We start from the raw sequence: 19,048 nt of genomic DNA on the forward strand, positions 1-19,048 counted from the left end.
TGTGGTCTCACCGCACCCAAATAAAAAAACCCGCCGCGCGTATTAACACCGGGGCGGTTTTTTGTTTTGACCGACTGGCTTAGTGGTTCGGGTAGAGCGGGAAGCGGGCGCAGAGGGCGGCCACTTTCTCGCGTACCGAAGCCTCTACCGCAGCGTTGCCATCTTCGCCATTGGCGGCCAGACCGTCGACAACTTCGATGATCAGATCCGCGATTTCGCGGAATTCAGCTTCGCCAAAGCCACGGGTGGTGCCTGCGGGGGTGCCCAGACGGATGCCCGAGGTAACGGTCGGCTTTTCCGGGTCGAACGGGATGCCGTTCTTGTTGGTGGTGATATGGGCGCGGCCCAGAGCCTTGTCCACGATATTGCCGGTCACGCCTTTGGGGCGCAGATCGACCAGCATGACATGGGTGTCGGTGCCACCGGTGACGATGTCGAGACCACCCTTGATCAGCTGATCTGCGAGGGCCACGGCATTGGCGCGCACTTGCTTCTGGTAGTCTTTGAACTCAGGACGCAGTGCTTCACCGAAGGCGACGGCCTTGGCTGCAATCACATGCATCAGCGGGCCACCCTGGATACCGGGGAAGATCGCGGAGTTCACTTTCTTTGCGATATCGGCATCATTGGTCAGGATCATGCCGCCGCGCGGACCGCGCAGAGTTTTATGCGTGGTGGTGGTGGCAACATGGGCATGCGGGAAGGGCGAGGGGTGCTCACCCGCAGCGACCAGACCGGCGAAATGCGCCATGTCGACATGCAGATAGGCGCCTACCTTATCGGCGATTTCGCGGAAGCGGGCAAAGTCGATGACGCGCGGAATGGCGGAGCCACCGGCGATGATCAGCTTGGGCTGATGCTCAACCGCGAGGGCCTCAACCTGATCGTAGTCGATCAGGCAGTCTTCTTCGCGCACACCGTAGTGAACGGCGTTGAACCATTTGCCGGACTGGTTGGGGCGCGCACCGTGGGTCAGGTGACCGCCGGAGGCCAGATCCATGCCGAGGATGGTGTCGCCGGGTTTGATCAGCGCTTGGAACACACCCTGGTTGGCCTGCGAGCCGGAGTTGGGCTGTACGTTGGCGAACTCGCAATCAAACAGTTGTTTGGCGCGGTCGATGGCAAGATTCTCTGCAACATCAACGTATTGGCAGCCGCCATAGTAGCGACGGCCTGGGTAGCCTTCGGCGTATTTGTTGGTCAGAACAGTGCCCTGCGCCTCCATCACGGCGGCGGAGACGATGTTTTCCGATGCGATCAACTCGATCTCGTCGCGCTGACGACCGAGCTCATCCGTGATAGAGCCGTACAGCTCCGGATCGCGCTCGGCGAGGGATTGGGTGAAAAAACCGGGGTCGCGGGAGGTGGTCACGGTCATGATGCTGGCTCCATGAGTTGGCGTTCCATTTGAGAGATTTCCTATCGGAAACATCGCAGCCCTGAAAGCCCGGAATACGACGAATTCCTCGCTGAGAGCGGCAAGACTGGCAATCTTGGGAAAGCTGTGATTGTTTCGGAACGAATTGCGTAACACCGGAAACAGATTTGATGACCATGAGAATCGCCTTTCTGGCCAGCCGGGCTCCGGTGGCGCAGTCAGCACAAACCGAAATGGTGAGACGATACGGCAATGTGCCCAGGGAAGAGGCGGATGTGATCGTCGCCTTGGGGGGCGATGGCTTCATGCTGGATACATTGCATGAAACGATTGATCTGCCCGCGCCGGTCTACGGCATGAATCGTGGGACCATCGGCTTTCTGATGAATGAATATAGTGCAAGCGGGTTGCTGGCGCGGCTGCAGGCTGCTGAGGAGGAAATCATCAACCCTCTGTCGATGGTTGCCATGGATGGCGAGGGGCGATCGCATCGGGCGCTGGCGATCAACGAGGTGTCCCTGCTGCGGGCGGGGCCGCAGGCGGCGAAGCTGAAAATCTCCGTCGACGGGCGGCAACGCATGGCGGAACTGGTCTGTGATGGGGCGCTGGTCTCAACGCCTGCGGGGTCCACCGCCTACAACTATTCCGCCCATGGTCCGATCCTGCCGATCGGATCCGATGTACTGGCCCTGACCGCTATTGCAGCGTTCCGCCCGCGCCGCTGGCGTGGGGCGTTGCTGCCCAGCAATGCAATCGTGCGGTTTGACGTACTGGAGCCGGAGAAGCGACCGGTGATGGCTGACGCGGATTCTGTCTCCTTTGCCAATATTCGTTGGGTGGAAATCGCAACCCAAACCAAGATCCGCCACAAGATCCTGTTCGATCCCGGCCATGGGCTGGAGGAGCGGCTGATCTCGGAACAATTTACCTGACAGAGGTGGCGCACTTTAGGGTTGTATCACGCGTTTGTGAATGCAAATCTCGCGATTTTGTGCGATAATCGAACTCTACATAAGGCCGATGCCAGCGGTGACAGCCAAAGGGCATAGCGCCCCCGATGAGGGGTGCACGATCTACCGGGATGGCCATCGGCCCCTTATTTAAGCACCTAAACTTTTGCGTTTGCCGGACTGTGCGGTGATCTTCATCTGCGCGCGTTTGGGTCCTCGAAGGCGGGAAACGCCGGGGCGATGGTCCCGCATCCTTCGTGTGATGATTTTCGTGAACGAGTATCCGGTGGTATCGGAATATCCGGGGGTCGGCGCATACCGAGCCCCGGATTTCTTTATGTCACCCGTTTGCAATCGACATTCGTTGCCACAGCTGGTCGCACATGCGGCCAATCCGATCCTCGATTGCGAGACAGGCGTCCACTGCCATGTCCTCGCGCCACCGGGGGGCTGCGATCTGGACATTGATCGGTTGCGGCCCGGATGGCAACTCGGCAAGGCGGCTTGGTACCGAGGCGGCGGGCAGGCCCAGAAAATTCATCGCATAGGAATAGACCGCGCAGCCCAGCACCTCATGAACACCCGCAGCACCTTCGGTGTCGCGATCCGGTCTGAAGAAGGGCTGCGGCAGGAAAGGGGTCAGCACCAGCGGATAGCGCTGCATGAACAGTGACCAGTCCCGCGCGTACTGTGTGCGCTTGGCCATCATCTGCAAGAGTTCCACCCCGGCGAAAGGCGGGAACTCCTCAAAATACACCGCAAAAATATCGCGCACGGTCTGTGAACCAGCTGCGTCAACGTCGCCCTTCATCAGGGCATAGACCTCCCCCATCAGGGCGCGATAGCCGGTGCGGCCCGCGTCAAAGACATCCGGCAGCACCGTTTCCTCAACCAGGTAACCCGCATCACTCAACGCCGCGCGCGCATCCTCCAGCGCGGCGTCGACTTCCGGGTGCAGATCATAGCCGTAGGTCTCCTTGGAAAAGGCGACGCGGATCGGGCCGTCCGGTGATGCACCATGCCAAGGCAAAGGCACATGGAACGGATCGCGTGGATCTGGCGCAATCAGGCTGGGCATGGACAGATGCAAATCCTGGGCCGTTCGGGTGAGCAGCCCCTGAACAGACATGTTCTGCGCGAGAATGCCCCGTTCCGCTGATTGGCTTGGGTTCCAGGCGGGCACACGGCCAAGGCCGGGTTTTACTGTTACTGCACCATTGGCGGCGGCCGGGAAGCGCAGCGAGCCGCCGATATCATTGCCATGGGCCAGGGCGCCAATTCCGGCCATCACAGCAGCTCCGGCCCCACCTGAGGAGCCGCCGGGCGAGATATGGCGCCCCCAGGGGTTATGTGTGCGGCCATGCAGCGGATTGTCGGTATCGGCGCGGAAGGAAAATTCAGGTGTGTTGGTGCGCCCGATCACCACTGCGCCTGCGTCCTGCAGGTTCTTCACCACGGGGGCATCGTCCGCTGCGATCAGATCCTTCAGCGCGCTGACCCCATTGGAGGTCGCATGACCCGCCTGATCGACGTTGATCTTGATCGTGACAGGGACGCCGTGCAGCGGGCCACAGGGCGCGCCGCTTGCGCGTGCTTTGTCAAGCTGTTGCGCGCGACCAAGGGCTTCGCTGCTTAGATCCTCAACCACCGCATTCAGATCGGGGTTCACGGCAGTCATTCGGGTGAGCGAGGCTGCGACCGCCGCCTCCGCTGTAAGGTCGCCCGCTATGGTGCGTCGGCTAAGCTCTGTTGCGCTCAATCGCCAGATGTCGCTCTGTGTCATATAGATGCCTCCTTGCTGGCAGGGTAGGCGGGGGCATCTGAGTTGCAAGGGAAACCGCACGGCAAAGAGCCGAAAACCTGTTAAGGTTTCCGGCAGTTGTTGGGTATCAGAACAAAGGTGGCGCCTAGCGCCGTGGGATGCCCGCTACTTCGCGTAGCCAAGCCCCTGCAATGCCGTGGTGATCTCATCCAGAATGACTGGGTCATCAATTGTTGCCGGCATCTTCCAGTCGGTGCCATCTGCGATGTTTACCATGGTGCCGCGCAGGATCTTGCCAGAGCGGGTTTTCGGCAGTCGGTCCACAACGCAGGCCAGTTTAAAGGCCGCGACGGGTCCGATTTTCTCGCGCACCAGTTTGACCACCTGGGCAACCACATCCTCATGCGGGGTGTCGCAACCGGCATTGAGGCAGAGGAAGCCAACAGGGGCCTGCCCCTTAAGGCTGTCGCTGACACCGATAACAGCGCATTCTGCCACGTCGGGATGTCCTGCCAGAACCTCCTCCATTGCGCCGGTGGACAGGCGGTGGCCCGCAACATTGATCACGTCATCAGTGCGCGCCATAATGTAGAGATAGCCGTCCTCATCCTTCATGCCGGCATCTCCGGTCTCGTAATAGCCGGGGAAGGTGGTGAGATAACTCTTCTTGAAGCGGTCCTCGGCATTCCACAGCGTGGGCAAGGTGCCGGGGGGCAGGGGCAATTTTACAGCAATCGCGCCCAGCTCGCCCGGGGCAACAGGGTGACCACCTTCGTCGAGGATATCAACGGTGTAACCGGGCATTGGCACGGCGGGGGAGCCGAGCTTTGTCGGCAGTTCCTCGATCCCCAGCGGGTTCGCGGCAATCGACCAGCCGGTCTCTGTCTGCCACCAGTGGTCAATCACTGGAACTTTCAGCTGTTCTTGCGCCCAGATGATGGTGTCTGGGTCCGCGCGCTCGCCGGCCAGATAGACCTGTTTGAGGCAGCTGAGGTCGTATTTCTTGACGAATTCGCCCTTGGGATCCTCTCGCTTTACTGCCCTGAATGCGGTTGGGGCGGTGAAGAAACTCTTTACCTTATGCTCGGAAATCACCCGCCAGAACGTGCCGGCATCCGGCGTGCCGATAGGCTTGCCCTCAAATACGATGGTGGTGTTGCCATGGATGAGCGGCCCGTAGCAGATATAGCTGTGACCCACGACCCAGCCCACATCGGAGGCGGCCCAGAACACGTCGCCGGGATCGACATTGTAGATGTTTTTCATGGTCCAGTTCAGCGCCACCAGCTGGCCGGCGGTGTGGCGGATCACGCCCTTGGGCTGACCGGTGGTGCCGGAGGTATAGAGGATATAGGCGGGGTGGTTGCCCTCAACCGGGACACATTCGGCTGGTTCCACGCCGTATTGGAAACCGTGCCAATTGACGTCGCGGCCTTCGATCAATTCGGCGACTTCCTGTTCGCGCTGGAAAATCACACAGAAGTCGGGCTTGTGGGTGGCAAGGTCGATGGCGCCGTCCAGGAGTGGTTTGTAATGCACCGTGCGACCGGGCTCCAGCCCGCAGGAGGCGGCGATAATCGCCTTAGGGGTGGCGTCATCGATGCGCACAGCCAGTTCATTGGCCGCAAAACCACCAAAGACCACAGAGTGTACAGCCCCCAGACGGGCGCAGGCCAGCATCGCCTCCAGTGCCTCGGGGATCATTGGCATATAGATGATGACGCGGTCGCCTTTTTCCACACCCTTGGCGCGCAGGGCGCCGGCCAAGGTGGCGACACGGTTGCGCAGCTCGACATAGGAGATTTCGCGTTTGGTGTGGGTGATCGGGCTGTCATAGATGATCGCGGTTTGCTCGCCGCGCCCCTGTTCGACATGGCGGTCGACGGCGTTATAGCAGGTATTCACCTTGGTATCGGCGAACCATTCATAAAGATCATCGCCCTTGTCGGTCAGGGCCTTGCTTGGTGGGCTGTCCCAGCTGATCGCCTCAGCTGCCTCCATCCAGAATTGTTCCGGATTGGCCTTCCAGCCTTCATAGACCTCTGAATACGACATGCGGTTCCTCCTCACTCATCCTTGGCAGTGAGTTAGGCGCATGGATCGCCACCGGGCAAGCGTGCTGCGCGACGTCGCGTCAGATTGGCGCAAGAAATTTGCATTTTTTGCCAACATGATGTTGCAAAGTTTTGCAAACAAGGCTTGTTCGCGGAATTTACAGCAAGATGGTGGCGGGTTTGCAAAGTTGCGCGGCAAGCACTCGCCAAGGTCGCCGGGGCAGTGAGGACCACAGGCGCGCTGATTCTATGCGGATTGCTTGTGGTCGCTGGCGCGTTGGTGACGGTTCCCGTGACGGGTCAGCTGTAATGGGTGACCGGCGTCCCTGCGATTGCGGCCATGTTCAGCAGCCCGCGCGCGGTGATCGACGGGGAGACGATATGCGCCCGGTTGCCCATACCCATCAGGATCGGACCGACTTCCAGCCCGCCGGCGCGCATTTTCAGGATATTGCGTACGCCACTGGCGGCATCGGCATGGGCAAAGATCAGCACATTGGCTTCACCCTCCAGCCGTGAGTTCGGGAAAATGCGGGCGCGCAGCTCGGGGTCCAGCGCGGTGTCGATGTTCATCTCGCCTTCGTAGATGAAATCACGCGGGGTCTCATCAAGGATGCCGATCGCCGCGCGTAGGCGAGCACCGGAATCGCAACGGGTGTTGCCAAACTGGGATTGCGAACAAAGCGCAATTTTCGGCTCCAGACCGAAACGGCGGACATGGCGCGCAGCACCGATAACGGTCTGGGCAATCTGTTCAGGGGTGGGTTCAATCCGCACATGGGTATCACCGATGAACAGGGGCCCGTCTTCAAGGATCACCAGCGACAACGCACCGTGAGGCTCATAGGTGCCACCGCCAAGGACCTGGTTCACATAGTTCATATGCCAGCGATACTCACCAAAGGTACCGCAGATCATGCTGTCGGCCTCGCCGCGATGGACCATGATGGCGCCAATTGCGGTGGTGTTGGTCCGCATGATCGCCTTGGCCAGATCGGGTGTCACGCCTTCGCGCTGCATGACGCGGTGATAGCTGGTCCAATAGTCGTAGTAGCGCGGATCATTTTCTGGGTTCACAATCTGGAAATCGGTACCGGGACGAATGCGCAGGCCCAGCCGTTCGCAGCGGGTTTCGATGACCTCCGGGCGACCGATCAGGATCGGGGTTTCGGTGGTTTCTTCCAGAATGCCCTGGGCGGTGCGCAACACGCGCTCATCCTCGCCCTCGGTAAAGACGATACGCCTTGCTGCGGCCTTTGCAGCCTCAAATACGGGTTTCATCAACAGAGCGGATTTGAACACGGTCTGATTTAGCTTCGCCCGATAGGCTGCAAGATCGTCTATAGGGCGCTGTGCGACGCCACTCTCCATCGCGGCCTTGGCCACGGCGGACGACACCACCCCGACGAGACGCGGATCGAATGGTTTAGGGATGAGGTAGTCCGCCCCAAAGGTCAGCTGTTCCCCCTGATAGGCGGCGGCGGCTTCGGCAGAGGTGGTCATGCGCGCCATTTCGGCGATGCCCTCGACGCAGGCGATCTGCATCTCGTCGTTGATCTCTGTCGCGCCTACATCCAACGCCCCGCGGAAAATGAATGGGAAGCAGAGGACATTGTTGACCTGATTGGGAAAGTCGCTGCGGCCTGTGGCGATGATTGCATCAGGCGAGACCTCGCGAGCCACATCCGGCAGGATTTCCGGATTGGGGTTGGCGAGGGCGAAAATGATCGGCCGGTCGGTCATCTTGGCGACCATTTCCGGCTTCAGCACATTGGGACCAGACAGGCCAAGGAACAGATCGGCACCACCGATCACATCGTCCAGCGTGCGCAGATCGGTCTTCTGTGCAAAGGCCGATTTATGCGGGTTCATATCCTCGGTGCGGCCCTCATAAACCAGACCATGCAGATCGCAGAGCCAGATGTTCTCACGCCTCACGCCCAGTTTCACCAGCATGTTGAGGCAGGCAATCCCGGCAGCGCCACCACCGGTGGACACAATCTTGATATCCTCGAACCGTTTCCCGGCGACATGCAGCGCGTTCTTGGCCGCAGCCCCCACTACAATCGCGGTGCCGTGCTGGTCGTCGTGGAAAACGGGGATGTTCATCCGCTCGCGGCAGATCTTCTCCACGATGAAGCAATCCGGCGCCTTGATGTCCTCGAGATTGATGGCGCCAAAGGTCGGTTCCAGCGAACAGACGATATCGGCGAGTTTTTCCGGATCGCTCTCGTTCACCTCAATATCGAAACAGTCGATACTGGCGAATTTCTTGAACAGGACAGCCTTGCCCTCCATCACGGGTTTGGAGGCCAGCGCACCGATATTGCCCAGACCCAGAACCGCCGTGCCATTGGTGACCACCGCAACCAGATTGCCGCGCGAGGTGTATTTTGCCGCGTCGGCCGGATCGGATTTGATTTCCAAGCAAGCCTCGGCAACACCGGGGGAATACGCGCGCGCCAGATCCCGGCCATTTGCCATCGGCTTGGTCGCGCGGATCTCCAGCTTACCGGGGTTGGGATAGGCGTGGTAATGCAATGCGGCGTCGCGCAGGGTTTGGGTATCGGATTTCGGATTTTTGGTCATCAGGCGCTCCAGAGACTATAGTTTAGTGTTAAACGACTTTTGACGTCAGGGAAACAGGCTATTCACGCGTGGTGCTGCGGGGCTGGGCAAGTGCTTGCACCTGAACACGCTTCGTCTCACTGTGGTTCAAAAGACGACAAGGGAGCGACGAATGACCGATACGATTGCGGAGCTGCGATTGCCCACGCAGGAGCTGCGGGACGACATCCCGTTTTTTACCAAAACGCTTGGGATGAAACTCGATTCCATCTATCCGGCAGATGATCCGGCGATCGGGGTGTTTTCCGGCCATGGTCTGCGGCTGCGGATCGAACGTGGCGCGACTGAAGCCCCCGGCACCATTCGCATTCTGACAGATGATCCTGACGGGTTTGCAGAAGGCGCCCGTCGGCTGACAGCACCCAATGGCACCAAGATCGAGATCGAGGAACGCAACCCGCCACTGGTGATGCCGGAGACGGTTCACAGTTTCGTGGTGCGGCGCCTGAAAGATCAGGCGCCCTGGATCATCGGCCGTGCCGGAATGCACTACCGCGATCTGGTGCCGGACCGGTTGGGCGGGTCGATCATTGCCAGCCATATTCGCATCCCTGATGGCGGGCCGGTCCCGGATATGGTGCATTTCCACAAGGTCGGCTTTCAGTTGATTTTCTGCATCCATGGCTGGGTTGATGTCGTCTACGAGGATCAGGGGGACAAAATGCGGCTGACGGCGGGCGATTGTTTTATTCAGCCGCCGGAGATCCGTCATCGGGTGCTGGAAGCCAGCGACAATGTGCAGGTGATCGAAATTGGCGTGCCCGCCGAACATGTGACTGAGATCGATCATGAGATGACGTTGCCGACACCACATCTGAGGCCAGAGCGCGAATGGCAGGGTCAGCGGTTTGTCTACAACAAGGCAGAAGGTGCCGAGTGGGCGCCGTTCCGCCTGCCGGGGTATATCTGCCGAGACACCACAATTGCTGCGAACACCAAGGGCGTGGCCGGGGTGCAGGTGGTGCGTCGGGGCGAGGGCGCGCCGCAATGGGCGGCCCATGACACCGATATTCACTTCACCTTTGTGATGAATGGTACGCTGACGCTCGAAGGGCAGGGGCGAGAGCCGTTTCAACTGGAACAGGGCGATGCTTTTGTCATTCCACCGGGCATGAAGACCCGGTTGAGCGAGCCTTCGGCAGATGTGGAACTGCTTGAAGTGACCTTGCCCGGGGTGTTCAGCACCACATTGGGTGATCCATCAGCCTGAGACGCGATCTGCGGATGGCGGCCTGGGCCGGATGATGTGATATACTAGCGCTGCATGTACCGGGGGCTTTCACTCCCTCGGGAAAATCCGCTAGTGTCACCAATTCTGACCAAATGATCAAAAATCAGGGAATCGCCATGAGCCTCAAAGACGCTGCCACCGCCGTTCGTGAAAACGCACACGCGCCCTATTCCAATTTCAAGGTCGGCGCGGCGATCAGAGCGGCGTCCGGAACCGTCTATGTTGGCTGCAACGTCGAAAATGTGGCCTACCCTGAGGGGACCTGCGCCGAGGCGGGGGCAATTGCGGCGATGGTCGCAGCCGGTGAGACGCGGCTGGAAGCTGCCTATGTGATTGCCGATTGCCCGGCACCGATCCCGCCCTGCGGTGGCTGCCGTCAGAAACTGGCGGAGTTCGGTGCGGCCGACGTGCAGGTGACGCTTGCAACGACGGATGGCCTGGAGCGTACCACCACCATTGGTGACCTGCTTCCGGGGGCCTTTGGCGCGGATCACATGGAGCGGAGCTGAAGTATGGATGCACGCGCAATCATTGCCAGCCTGCGCCGGGGAGACACTCCGAGCGACGCAGATTTGCGCTGGTTCGCTGAAGGACTGGCCAATGGGACGGTGTCTGACGCCCAGGCCGGTGCCTTTGCCATGGCGGTCTGTCTGCAGGGATTGGGCGTGGAGGCCCGCCGGGCGCTAACACTCGCGATGCGGGACAGCGGCGATGTGCTGCGCTGGGATCTGGACGGACCGGTGCTTGATAAGCATTCCACCGGCGGCGTTGGCGATTGTGTGTCGCTGCTACTGGCACCGGCCTTGGCGGAATGCGGGGCCTATGTTCCGATGATCTCGGGGCGGGGGCTGGGTCATACCGGCGGCACGCTCGACAAGATGGAAGCTATTCCGGGAGTCAGCATCCAAGTGTCCGAGCAGGACCTGGTGGCGATGATGCAGGGCGTGGGTTGCGCTATTGTTGGTGCAACGGCGCAGATCGCCCCGGCGGACAAGCGGCTTTATGCAATCCGCGATGTGACGGCCACCGTCGACAGTCTCGATCTCATCACTGCGTCGATCCTGTCGAAGAAACTGGCCGCCAGCACCGATGCGTTGGTTCTGGATGTAAAGATCGGCTCCGGTGCCTTCATGAAAACACTGGAAGAGGCGGAGGCGCTGGCGCGCAGTCTCACTGAGACGGCGAATGCGGCCGGGTGCCGAACCTCGGCTTTGATCACCGATATGAACCAGCCGCTGGCACCCGCTTTGGGCAATGCGCTGGAGGTGGCGGAGGTCATGCGGGTGCTGACCGGCGTGTCGGGGCAAGGTGGGGCATTGGCGGAGCTGACGGCGGAGCAGGGCGGTGTGCTGCTGGCCCATGGTGGGCTGGCGGCGGATGCCGAGGCCGGGGCCGCGATGATCCGCAAGGCGATTGCCAGCGGAGCCGTCGCTGAGCGCTTCGCCCGGATGGTGGCCGCGATGGGAGGGGCAAGCGATTTCGCCGAAACCTGGCAGACCATCCTGCCAACCGCACCGGTGCAACGCAGTATCAAAGTTGAGCAGACGGGCTATGTCAGCGCGATTGATGGCGAAGCGCTAGGTCTGGCGGTGGTTCAGCTGGGCGGCGGGCGCATGATCGAAAGCGATGTGGTGGATCCTGCGGTCGGGCTGTCGGAACTGACGCCGCTGGGCCAGAAACTATCTGTGGGCGACCAGCTGGGGATCGTTCATGCGGCGGATGAGGCGGCAGCGGACGTGGCTGAGGCACGCCTGCGCGCGGCCTATCAACTGTCGGACGCTGCGCCGGACTTACCGCCCCTGATCTACAAAAGGATTTCATAATGCCGCGTGCCTTTCTTGTGGTGATGGACTCGGTCGGGATTGGCGGTGCGCCGGATGCCGGTGCGTATTTTAACGGCGACCTGCCTGATCTGGGCGCCAATACGCTGGCCCATATCGCCCAGGCCTGCGCTGCGGGGCAGGCGGAGGAGGGGCGCAGTGGTCCCCTGCATCTGCCCAATCTGGATCAGTTGGGCTTGGGGGCTGCGGTGGCGCTGGTCTCCGCTGTGCCCTGCCCGGATCTTGGGGGCGCCGGGGTCACTGGGCGCTGGGGTGCGGCCCGCGAGATCAGCCGGGGCAAGGATACACCATCGGGACACTGGGAGCTGGCCGGGCTGCCGGTGCCATGGGACTGGTGTTACTTCCCGGATCAGACACCGGCATTTCCGGACCATCTGGTTGCGCATGTCTGCGCGGCGGCAGGCACAGAGGCGATCCTTGGCAATTGCCACGCATCGGGCACCGCGATCATTGCTGAACATGCCGCTGCGCATATGCAGTCGGGTTTGCCGATCTGCTATACCTCTGCTGACAGCGTGTTTCAGATCGCGGCGCATGAGGAAACCTTCGGTCTGGATCGGTTGCTGGCGCTCTGCGAGGCGGTGGCGCCTTATCTGCATCAGATGAAAGTGGGCCGGGTGATTGCACGGCCTTTCATCGGGACGCCGCAGGCCGGGTTTCAGCGCACCACCAACAGGCGTGACTATGCCATCATGCCACCTGCGCCGATCCTGACCAATTGGGTGCAGGACGCAGGTCAGCTGGTGCATGCCATTGGGAAGATTGGCGATATTTTCTCTATGCAGGGGATTGATACGCTGAAGAAAGGCGACGATGCGACCCTGATGCAGCATCTGCACGATGCGGTGGCAGGCGCTGAGGAGGGGAGCCTCACCTTTGCCAATTTTGTCGAGTTCGACAGCCTATACGGTCACCGGCGCGATATTTCCGGTTATGCGCAGGCGTTGGAGTGGTTTGATCGCGAGATCGGCACGCTACTGCCCCGTCTGCGGGAGGGGGACCTTCTGATCCTGACCGCGGACCACGGCAACGATCCCAGCTGGCCGGGGACCGATCACACGCGTGAACAGGTGCCGGTGCTGATCGCCGGGGCCGGAGCCGGGCCCCTTGGCACCATCGGTTTCGTGGATGTGGCGGCCACCGTTGCCGCGCATCTGAACGTGCCTGTGCAGGGGCCGGGCAGGCCAGCACTTGCAATGTAATGCAGCGGGCGGGTGAAGGATCCCGGCCCGTTCTCAGCCCTCATATTTGCTGGGTTTTGCGTCAATACGCGGCAAATCCGCCTTGCCTGTCCTGCGGTGCAAGGACTAAGAGAGTTTGAATTTTCCTGAAAGGAGTGCCCAATGTCCGATCATCTGACCGTTGTCGATCACCCGCTGGTGCAGCACAAGCTGACCCTGATGCGCGACAAGGGCACCTCAACCGCCGGGTTCCGTCGCCTGCTGCGCGAGATCACCCAGCTGCTGGCCTATGAGATCACCCGCGAGATGCCGCTGACCACCACCACCATCGATACGCCGATGGAGGAAATGGAAGCGCCGATCCTTGCGGGTAAGAAACTGGCGCTGGTGTCGATCCTGCGGGCGGGCAACGGGATGCTGGATGGCGTTCTGGAGCTGATCCCCTCGGCGCGGGTCGGTTTTGTCGGTCTCTACCGGGATGAGGAAACGCTGCAGCCGGTTCAATATTACTTCAAGGCGCCGGAGGGGCTGAAGGATCGTCTGGTGATCGCGGTTGACCCGATGCTGGCCACTGGCAACAGCTCTGCGGCGGCGATTGATCTGCTGAAAGAAGCCGGTGCCAATGATATTCGTTTCCTGTGCCTGCTGGCCTCTCCCGAAGGGGTGGAGCTGATGAAGGAGAAGCATCCGGATGTGCCGATTGTGACGGCTTCTCTCGACCGGCAGCTGAACGAGAAGGGGTATATCCTGCCAGGCCTTGGTGACGCGGGCGACCGGATGTTCGGGACCAAGTGACCATTTGTCCGTTCGGCATGTGCTGCGTGTAAAAACAGGGGCGTCCGATAGCGGGCGCCCCTGTTGTGTCGTGGAAGATTGACTGCCTGATCTGAGGCGCATCGGGCAGGCTGATGTCGCTGGGAACTTTCGCTAATTTGCGGAAACCCCGCTTTACTCAGATTCGCTTTTCAGGCATCCTGCCGCCATATATTGTGGGGCTTTCGGATGACGCTTACTAGAATTATTGCAAGTGCCTTGATCGCGGCGGCCAGCTTTGGCGGGGCGCAGGCGCAGTCAGCCCGCACCACCGAAGCCCCGGCAGAGTTTCCGCCGGCCTCCTTTGAGGGCAAGCAATATGTCGACAGTCGCGGGTGTGTTTTCATCCGGGCGGGGATCGATGGCAATGTCACATGGGTGCCGCGCGTGACCCGAAGCCGCAAGCAGCTGTGTGGTTTTGAACCGACACAAGTGGCTGCAGCGCCAAGCGCCCCGAGAGCAAACTCCGCACCGGCACCTGAATTGATCACTTTGCCAGCGGAACAACGCGCGAATGGCGCGGAGGTCACCGTCGCAGAGGAGAGCGTTGCCCCGGTTGCAACATCCACTGCGCCGCGTAGTGTCACGACCACAAAACCGCAGCGCAGCGCCGTTCGGCAGGCCAAGCCTGCACAGACTGTGGCCTCTACTGGCCGTCTGCCACGACAGCGCCCGGTGCTGGATGACGCCTATCGTCCCCCAACCGTCGCGCCCACAATCATCGGTCAGGGCTATGGTCGCTGTTCCGGTGCTTCGGCGCTGAGCCAGCAATATATCAATCAGACCGGTGACGTGCGCTGCGGACCGCAAGGGGGCAGCAACCGCTTGTCATCGGTTCTGGACCCTAACACCCGCGTGGTTCCGAAGCATGTCTATCAGGAGCGCGCGCTGAGCCGTGGGTTGATGGTGCCCGAGGGTTACCGTCGGGCCTGGGGCGATGATCGCCTTAACCCGCGCCGGGCCGAAATGTCACTCGGCGGCGTCCTGGCGCGTGCCAATGGCGGTGTGCCAGCAGGGTACGTGCGGGTTTCCCATCAGGGTCGTTACAATCCGAGCCGGGGGCCGCAGGGAACCGCAATCTGGACACGCACCGTCCCGCGTGAAGGGATCCGTCGCCCGGTAGACCGGCCTGTTGTGACCCTCTCAACGAGACAGCGGGCTGATGCGGCAGCGGACGTCGCGCAGGATGATGTCCTCGTGACCCGTCTGTCTACGCGCTCGCAACCGTTGGCGGAAACCGCCCCGCGCCGAGAGGCCACGGCGGCCTTGTCTGCGCCTGTTGCGCCCTCACGCTATGTGCGGGCCGCGACCCTTGCGGATGTGGCAAAGGCGGAAGCGGTTGCGCAGCGGCTGCGCCAAAAGGGACTGCCAGTGCGTCTGGGACGGGTCAACAGGCAGGGACAAACCTTGCAGGTGGTGCTGGCTGGGCCATTCGCCGGTGGGCAGGCTGCACAGTCGGCCCTGTCCAAAGTGCGCGCAGCGGGCTTTGCCGGGGCGCGGTTGAGCAAGTAGTCAGCGGATCAGCTGACCGGCGGCACAGGGCGCTGAAGGCGCGTGCTCTTCGATATCTAAGGAATGCCTTTGAAGGCAGCTTGGACTGCCTCAGCCGCAGATGCTTTGCAACTGGACCCAGTCACGATCATTCAGCACCGGCTGTAAATCACGCCCGGCCATCGGGTCAGCTTCAATCAGGCCAAGCACCGTTTCACCGGTGATGTCCTGCGCATAGGCGTAGGGGCTGGAGGGCACCGCTGCGCGTGCGAACTCAGCCAGCGTTGTGGCCTCATCCGGGGTCGGGCGCGGCGCGCTGATGACGGTTTCGGCGTAGCGGTCCAAGGTCGCGCGGGTCAGCTCACCGGTTGTCAGCATCCTGAAGGTCGCTCTGATGCCCCCAGCGGCCAGCAGTTCGGCCAGCGGATCCTGTTCCACAGCGCGGGCGCGTTCAACCAGAACGGCGCCGGCTGCTACAGCAGGGTCTTCGTGATCCTCTACCAGATCACGGTTCAGCAGGACGATTCCGCCGGGCAGATAGAGGCTGCTGGCCACACCGCTGCGCAGGATCACCAGCTGGCGTATATCCAGCCGCTCTGCCAACCGGTCCAGAATGGGCGCGGTCTCCAGCGTACTGCAGGCCTGTCCCGACACCCGCTCAATCCGGCCAAGCAAGGCCTGCCCCAGCGCCTTGCGCTTGATATCCGGCACCACGTCGACTGTATGGGACAGCAGCGCATTGGGCAGCCAGAACACGGCAAGCCCGGCGGCAATGGCCAGTGTCGAGAGCAGTGTGACAGCGCGCAGGCGACCCGGGCGGGCACGGGCACGGGTGAGGGCGGATTGCAACCGGTTGATTGCATCTAGCATGGCCGTTTCATCTTCGGCAATCTCCAGCGTCTCGCCCTGATCTCCGTAGGGATGGAAGAGGGCCGGGAAACTGCCGGGATTCTGGCGTTCCAGCGCCGCAAGGGACCAATGTGCCAGCGGCCGGTCATTCATATCGGCGATGGTCAGGGTTGCGTCCCCGACTGAAACGATGACATCGCGCCGCTGCGCATCCGGGGCGGCCCGCCACAGGGCAGCAGCCTCAAGCCGTTGATATTCCCGCAATGCCGTCATGAAAAAAGATGCACCCTTATCGTTAATTGTTCACAGATCAAATAGCACGGCGATCCGGGCGTCAGCAATTGACTTTGCGACAGTTCCGCCCGCTCGTGCCTTATGAACCCATGTTAGAGTGCCTTGGCCTGCTGACGCAGTTCGAATTTCTGGATTTTCCCGGTCGAGGTTTTCGGAAGCTCCTGAAAAATCACCTGTTTTGGGGCCTTGAAACCCGCAAGCGTTTCGCGAGCAAAGCGGATCAGATCGGCGGGGTCCACGGTTGCACCGGGCTTCAGTTCGACAAAGGCGCAGGGCACCTCCCCCCATTTGTCGTCGGGTTTGGCGACCACGGCTGCAAGGTTCACATCCGGGTGGCCCATCAATACGCCCTCCACCTCAACCGAGGAGATATTCTCGCCGCCGGAAATGATGATGTCCTTCGCGCGATCCGCGATCTGGATGTAGCCATCCGGGTGCTGCACAGCGATATCGCCAGAGTGGAAATAGCCTCCCTGAAATGCCTCTGCCGTGGCATCGGGGTTCTTCAGATAGCCTTTCATCACCGAGTTGCCGCGCATGACGATCTCGCCCTGATCCTGGCCGTTCATCGCGATCTGCTGCATGTCATCGCGCATCACCGTGATATGATCCATCATGGGAAAGGCGACGCCCTGACGGGCCTTGATTGCGGCGCGTCCCTGCTGGTCCAGCGTATCCCAGCTGTCGCCTTTCCACAGGCATTCGGTGACATGGCCGTAGGTTTCCGTCAGCCCATAGACCTGGGTGACATGAAAGCCGAGCGCTTCGATTTTCTCCAGTGTCGCGGGGGCGGGCGGGGCGCCTGCGGTAAAAACCTCTACCGTATGATCAAAGCTGCGGCGGTCGCCGTCTGGCGCGTTCACCAGCATATTGAGCACGATGGGGGCGCCGCCGAAATGGGTCGCGCCTTCGTCGGCAATAGCGTCATAGATCGCCGGTGCCGTAATATCGCGACAGCAGATCAGCGTGCCACCCAGTACGGGCATCATCCAGGTGTGGTTCCAGCCGTTGCAGTGAAACAGTGGAACAATCGCAAGGTATTTCGGCTGCATCACCATGCGCCAGGAAATCACCGTGCCCATCGTCATCAGATAGGCGCCGCGATGGTGATAGACCACCCCCTTGGGCCGACCCGTGGTGCCGGAGGTGTAGTTGAGCGCAAGACTTTCCCATTCGTCCTGCGGCATGATCCAGTCGAAATCATGGGCAGCAGCGGCGAGAATATCCTCATAGATCGGATGGCGGCCTGATGCAGGGTAGCTGGCCTGATCATCCGGCACCTCAATGATCAGCGGTCCGGGACCATCACAGGCGGCCTTTGCCTCCTCGGCGAGGGTGAGGAACTGACTGTCGACCAGCACCACCTTCGCCTCGCCGTGATCGAAGATATAGGCGACCGTGCTGACATCCAGACGTGTGTTGATGGTATTCAGCACAGCGCCACAGGCGGGCACCCCGAAATGCGCCTCGGCCTGAGCCGGCAGATTGGGGATCAGCGTGGCGACGACTTCGCCGGGGCGGACACCCATTCCTGCCAGAGCCGAGGCCAGCCGCGTGCAGCGGTTGTAGTAGGCCGCGTATGTCTTGCGATGATTGCCGTAGACCACGGCAGGCACATCGGCAAACACATGTGCGGCGCGGCGCAGATGTGACAACGGTGTCAGCGGCACATAATTGGCGGCTGTCTTCTCCAGTCCTGACTCGTCCGACATCCAGCCCATTCCAGCCACCTCCCAAGATGATTCATGCGTCTTTGGTTCAAGATATTGCGCATAGTTGCAACCAAGGGAAGGCGTAAGGCATTTTTGTTTTCCAATGGTAGCCGGGGGCCGTGCTGCGGCGACGCATCCGCCCGGGTTTTCTTCGGGGGTCAAACCGCTTAGCTTGGCATCATGATCCTGTCACCCGGCCGTTCCTACGTCTTTGTGCATATCCCGAAGACCGGAGGCACCGCGTTGTCTCTGGCGCTGGAGGCGCGGGCCATGGCGGATGATTTGATGCTCGGTGATACGCCCAAGGCCAGCAAGCGGCGGCGACGCCTCAGGGGCGTTAAAACCCGGGGCCGATTGTGGAAACATTCAACACTGGCGGATATCGACGGGCTGGTGCCGGAGGCGCAGCTGCGCGGTCTCTTTGCCTTTACACTGGTGCGCAACCCGTTTGATCGGGTGCTGAGCCTCTATCACTGGCTGCGCGAGCAGAGCTTCGATCACCCCTCGGTACCGCTGGCGAAGGCGCTGGGTTTTCCCGATTTTGCCTGTCATCCTGAAATTCTGGCGGCGTTTCGCTCCAATCCGGCGCGCGCCTATATGCGGCGCGCGGACGGGGTGGAGCAATGCGCCTGCTATATCCGGCTTGAGCATTTCGTGAGGGACGCCGCACCACTGTTTGAGCATCTCGGGTTCGAGCTGCATCTGCCCGTGGCCAATGCCTCTGATCGCCCGCGCGGCTGGCAGGCGGCCTATACGGATGCGGCGCGCAGGGCCGTAGCAGAGGCCTGCGCAGAGGATCTTGCCCAGTTTGAATACTCTTTTAACGATTCACCGGTAGACCAGTAGTCGAGAGATGGAATCACG

The 19,048-nt window shown here is 61.1% G+C and carries 15 protein-coding genes; 9 read left to right on the forward strand and 6 right to left on the reverse strand.

What is annotated here, in order from left to right:
- Positions 1-79 precede the first annotated feature (79 nt).
- Positions 80-1,378 (reverse strand): serine hydroxymethyltransferase, encoded by a 1,299-nt coding sequence (gene glyA, locus J4721_RS03515; RefSeq protein ID WP_102848935.1) that lies wholly within the window; start codon positions 1,376-1,378, stop codon positions 80-82.
- A 170-nt stretch (positions 1,379-1,548) separates the two neighbouring features.
- Here glyA and J4721_RS03520 point away from each other — a divergent pair, with 170 nt between their 5' ends.
- Positions 1,549-2,310, forward strand: coding sequence for an NAD kinase (locus J4721_RS03520; RefSeq protein WP_014874316.1), 762 nt, complete (start codon positions 1,549-1,551; stop codon positions 2,308-2,310).
- 358 nt (positions 2,311-2,668) lie between these two features.
- Here the strand turns inward: J4721_RS03520 and J4721_RS03525 are convergent, their stop codons facing one another.
- Both J4721_RS03525 and prpE read right to left on the reverse strand, forming a co-directional pair.
- Positions 2,669-4,111, reverse strand: a complete 1,443-nt coding sequence (locus J4721_RS03525; protein ID WP_211002111.1) for an amidase family protein — start codon at positions 4,109-4,111, stop codon at positions 2,669-2,671.
- Positions 4,112-4,255: 144 nt separating this feature from the next.
- On the reverse strand, positions 4,256-6,145 hold the full coding sequence (gene prpE / locus J4721_RS03530) for a propionate-CoA ligase PrpE (RefSeq protein ID WP_211002112.1): 1,890 nt from the start codon (positions 6,143-6,145) through the stop codon (positions 4,256-4,258).
- Positions 6,146-6,185: 40 nt separating this feature from the next.
- Between prpE and J4721_RS03535 the strand changes: the two genes are divergently transcribed.
- On the forward strand, positions 6,186-6,371 hold the full coding sequence (locus J4721_RS03535) for a hypothetical protein (protein ID WP_102854421.1): 186 nt from the start codon (positions 6,186-6,188) through the stop codon (positions 6,369-6,371).
- A 73-nt stretch (positions 6,372-6,444) separates the two neighbouring features.
- Here the strand turns inward: J4721_RS03535 and J4721_RS03540 are convergent, their stop codons facing one another.
- Complete coding sequence (locus J4721_RS03540; protein WP_014879707.1) at positions 6,445-8,733, reverse strand: NADP-dependent malic enzyme; 2,289 nt, start codon at positions 8,731-8,733, stop codon at positions 6,445-6,447.
- A 151-nt stretch (positions 8,734-8,884) separates the two neighbouring features.
- Here J4721_RS03540 and J4721_RS03545 point away from each other — a divergent pair, with 151 nt between their 5' ends.
- From J4721_RS03545 to J4721_RS03570, 6 genes are all read left to right on the forward strand, one after another.
- Positions 8,885-9,982, forward strand: coding sequence for a cupin domain-containing protein (locus tag J4721_RS03545; protein ID WP_102858333.1), 1,098 nt, complete (start codon positions 8,885-8,887; stop codon positions 9,980-9,982).
- A gap of 50 nt (positions 9,983-10,032) precedes the next feature.
- On the forward strand, positions 10,033-10,512 hold the full coding sequence (locus J4721_RS03550) for a cytidine deaminase (RefSeq protein ID WP_211002291.1): 480 nt from the start codon (positions 10,033-10,035) through the stop codon (positions 10,510-10,512).
- Positions 10,513-10,515: 3 nt separating this feature from the next.
- Positions 10,516-11,826, forward strand: coding sequence for a thymidine phosphorylase (locus J4721_RS03555; RefSeq protein ID WP_211002113.1), 1,311 nt, complete (start codon positions 10,516-10,518; stop codon positions 11,824-11,826).
- Positions 11,826-13,046, forward strand: a complete 1,221-nt coding sequence (locus J4721_RS03560; protein ID WP_102854424.1) for a phosphopentomutase — start codon at positions 11,826-11,828, stop codon at positions 13,044-13,046. Before J4721_RS03555 ends, J4721_RS03560 begins: the two co-directional genes overlap by 1 nt.
- 141 nt (positions 13,047-13,187) lie before the next feature.
- Entirely contained in the window at positions 13,188-13,820 is a 633-nt protein-coding gene (gene upp / locus J4721_RS03565; RefSeq protein WP_014874324.1) for a uracil phosphoribosyltransferase, read from the forward strand.
- 207 nt (positions 13,821-14,027) lie between these two features.
- Entirely contained in the window at positions 14,028-15,350 is a 1,323-nt protein-coding gene (locus tag J4721_RS03570; RefSeq protein WP_211002114.1) for an SPOR domain-containing protein, read from the forward strand.
- A 90-nt stretch (positions 15,351-15,440) separates the two neighbouring features.
- Here the strand turns inward: J4721_RS03570 and J4721_RS03575 are convergent, their stop codons facing one another.
- Positions 15,441-16,451, reverse strand: a complete 1,011-nt coding sequence (locus J4721_RS03575; protein ID WP_102848942.1) for a hypothetical protein — start codon at positions 16,449-16,451, stop codon at positions 15,441-15,443.
- A gap of 113 nt (positions 16,452-16,564) precedes the next feature.
- Positions 16,565-18,193, reverse strand: a complete 1,629-nt coding sequence (locus J4721_RS03580) for an AMP-binding protein (protein WP_211002115.1) — start codon at positions 18,191-18,193, stop codon at positions 16,565-16,567.
- Between the two features lie 171 nt (positions 18,194-18,364).
- On the opposite strand from J4721_RS03580, the gene J4721_RS03585 reads away from it, so the two are divergent.
- Positions 18,365-19,030, forward strand: coding sequence for a sulfotransferase family 2 domain-containing protein (locus J4721_RS03585; protein WP_211002116.1), 666 nt, complete (start codon positions 18,365-18,367; stop codon positions 19,028-19,030).
- Positions 19,031-19,048: the final 18 nt, after the last annotated feature.

The sequence above is a fragment of the Phaeobacter sp. HS011 genome (genome assembly GCF_018101215.1).
Lineage (GTDB): Bacteria > Pseudomonadota > Alphaproteobacteria > Rhodobacterales > Rhodobacteraceae > Phaeobacter > Phaeobacter inhibens.

Coding starts and splice junctions, on each gene's coding strand:
- J4721_RS03535 (WP_102854421.1), top strand. CDS start 6,186: ATGGATCGCCACCGGGCAAGCGTGCTGCGCGACGTCGCGTCAGATTGG.
- J4721_RS03545 (WP_102858333.1), top strand. CDS start 8,885: ATGACCGATACGATTGCGGAGCTGCGATTGCCCACGCAGGAGCTGCGG.
- J4721_RS03570 (WP_211002114.1), top strand. CDS start 14,028: ATGACGCTTACTAGAATTATTGCAAGTGCCTTGATCGCGGCGGCCAGC.
- J4721_RS03585 (WP_211002116.1), top strand. CDS start 18,365: ATGATCCTGTCACCCGGCCGTTCCTACGTCTTTGTGCATATCCCGAAG.
- J4721_RS03525 (WP_211002111.1), bottom strand. CDS start 4,111: ATGACACAGAGCGACATCTGGCGATTGAGCGCAACAGAGCTTAGCCGA.
- J4721_RS03540 (WP_014879707.1), bottom strand. CDS start 8,733: ATGACCAAAAATCCGAAATCCGATACCCAAACCCTGCGCGACGCCGCA.
- upp (WP_014874324.1), top strand. CDS start 13,188: ATGTCCGATCATCTGACCGTTGTCGATCACCCGCTGGTGCAGCACAAG.
- glyA (WP_102848935.1), bottom strand. CDS start 1,378: ATGACCGTGACCACCTCCCGCGACCCCGGTTTTTTCACCCAATCCCTC.
- J4721_RS03575 (WP_102848942.1), bottom strand. CDS start 16,451: ATGACGGCATTGCGGGAATATCAACGGCTTGAGGCTGCTGCCCTGTGG.
- prpE (WP_211002112.1), bottom strand. CDS start 6,145: ATGTCGTATTCAGAGGTCTATGAAGGCTGGAAGGCCAATCCGGAACAA.
- J4721_RS03520 (WP_014874316.1), top strand. CDS start 1,549: ATGACCATGAGAATCGCCTTTCTGGCCAGCCGGGCTCCGGTGGCGCAG.
- J4721_RS03555 (WP_211002113.1), top strand. CDS start 10,516: ATGGATGCACGCGCAATCATTGCCAGCCTGCGCCGGGGAGACACTCCG.
- J4721_RS03580 (WP_211002115.1), bottom strand. CDS start 18,193: ATGGGCTGGATGTCGGACGAGTCAGGACTGGAGAAGACAGCCGCCAAT.
- J4721_RS03560 (WP_102854424.1), top strand. CDS start 11,826: ATGCCGCGTGCCTTTCTTGTGGTGATGGACTCGGTCGGGATTGGCGGT.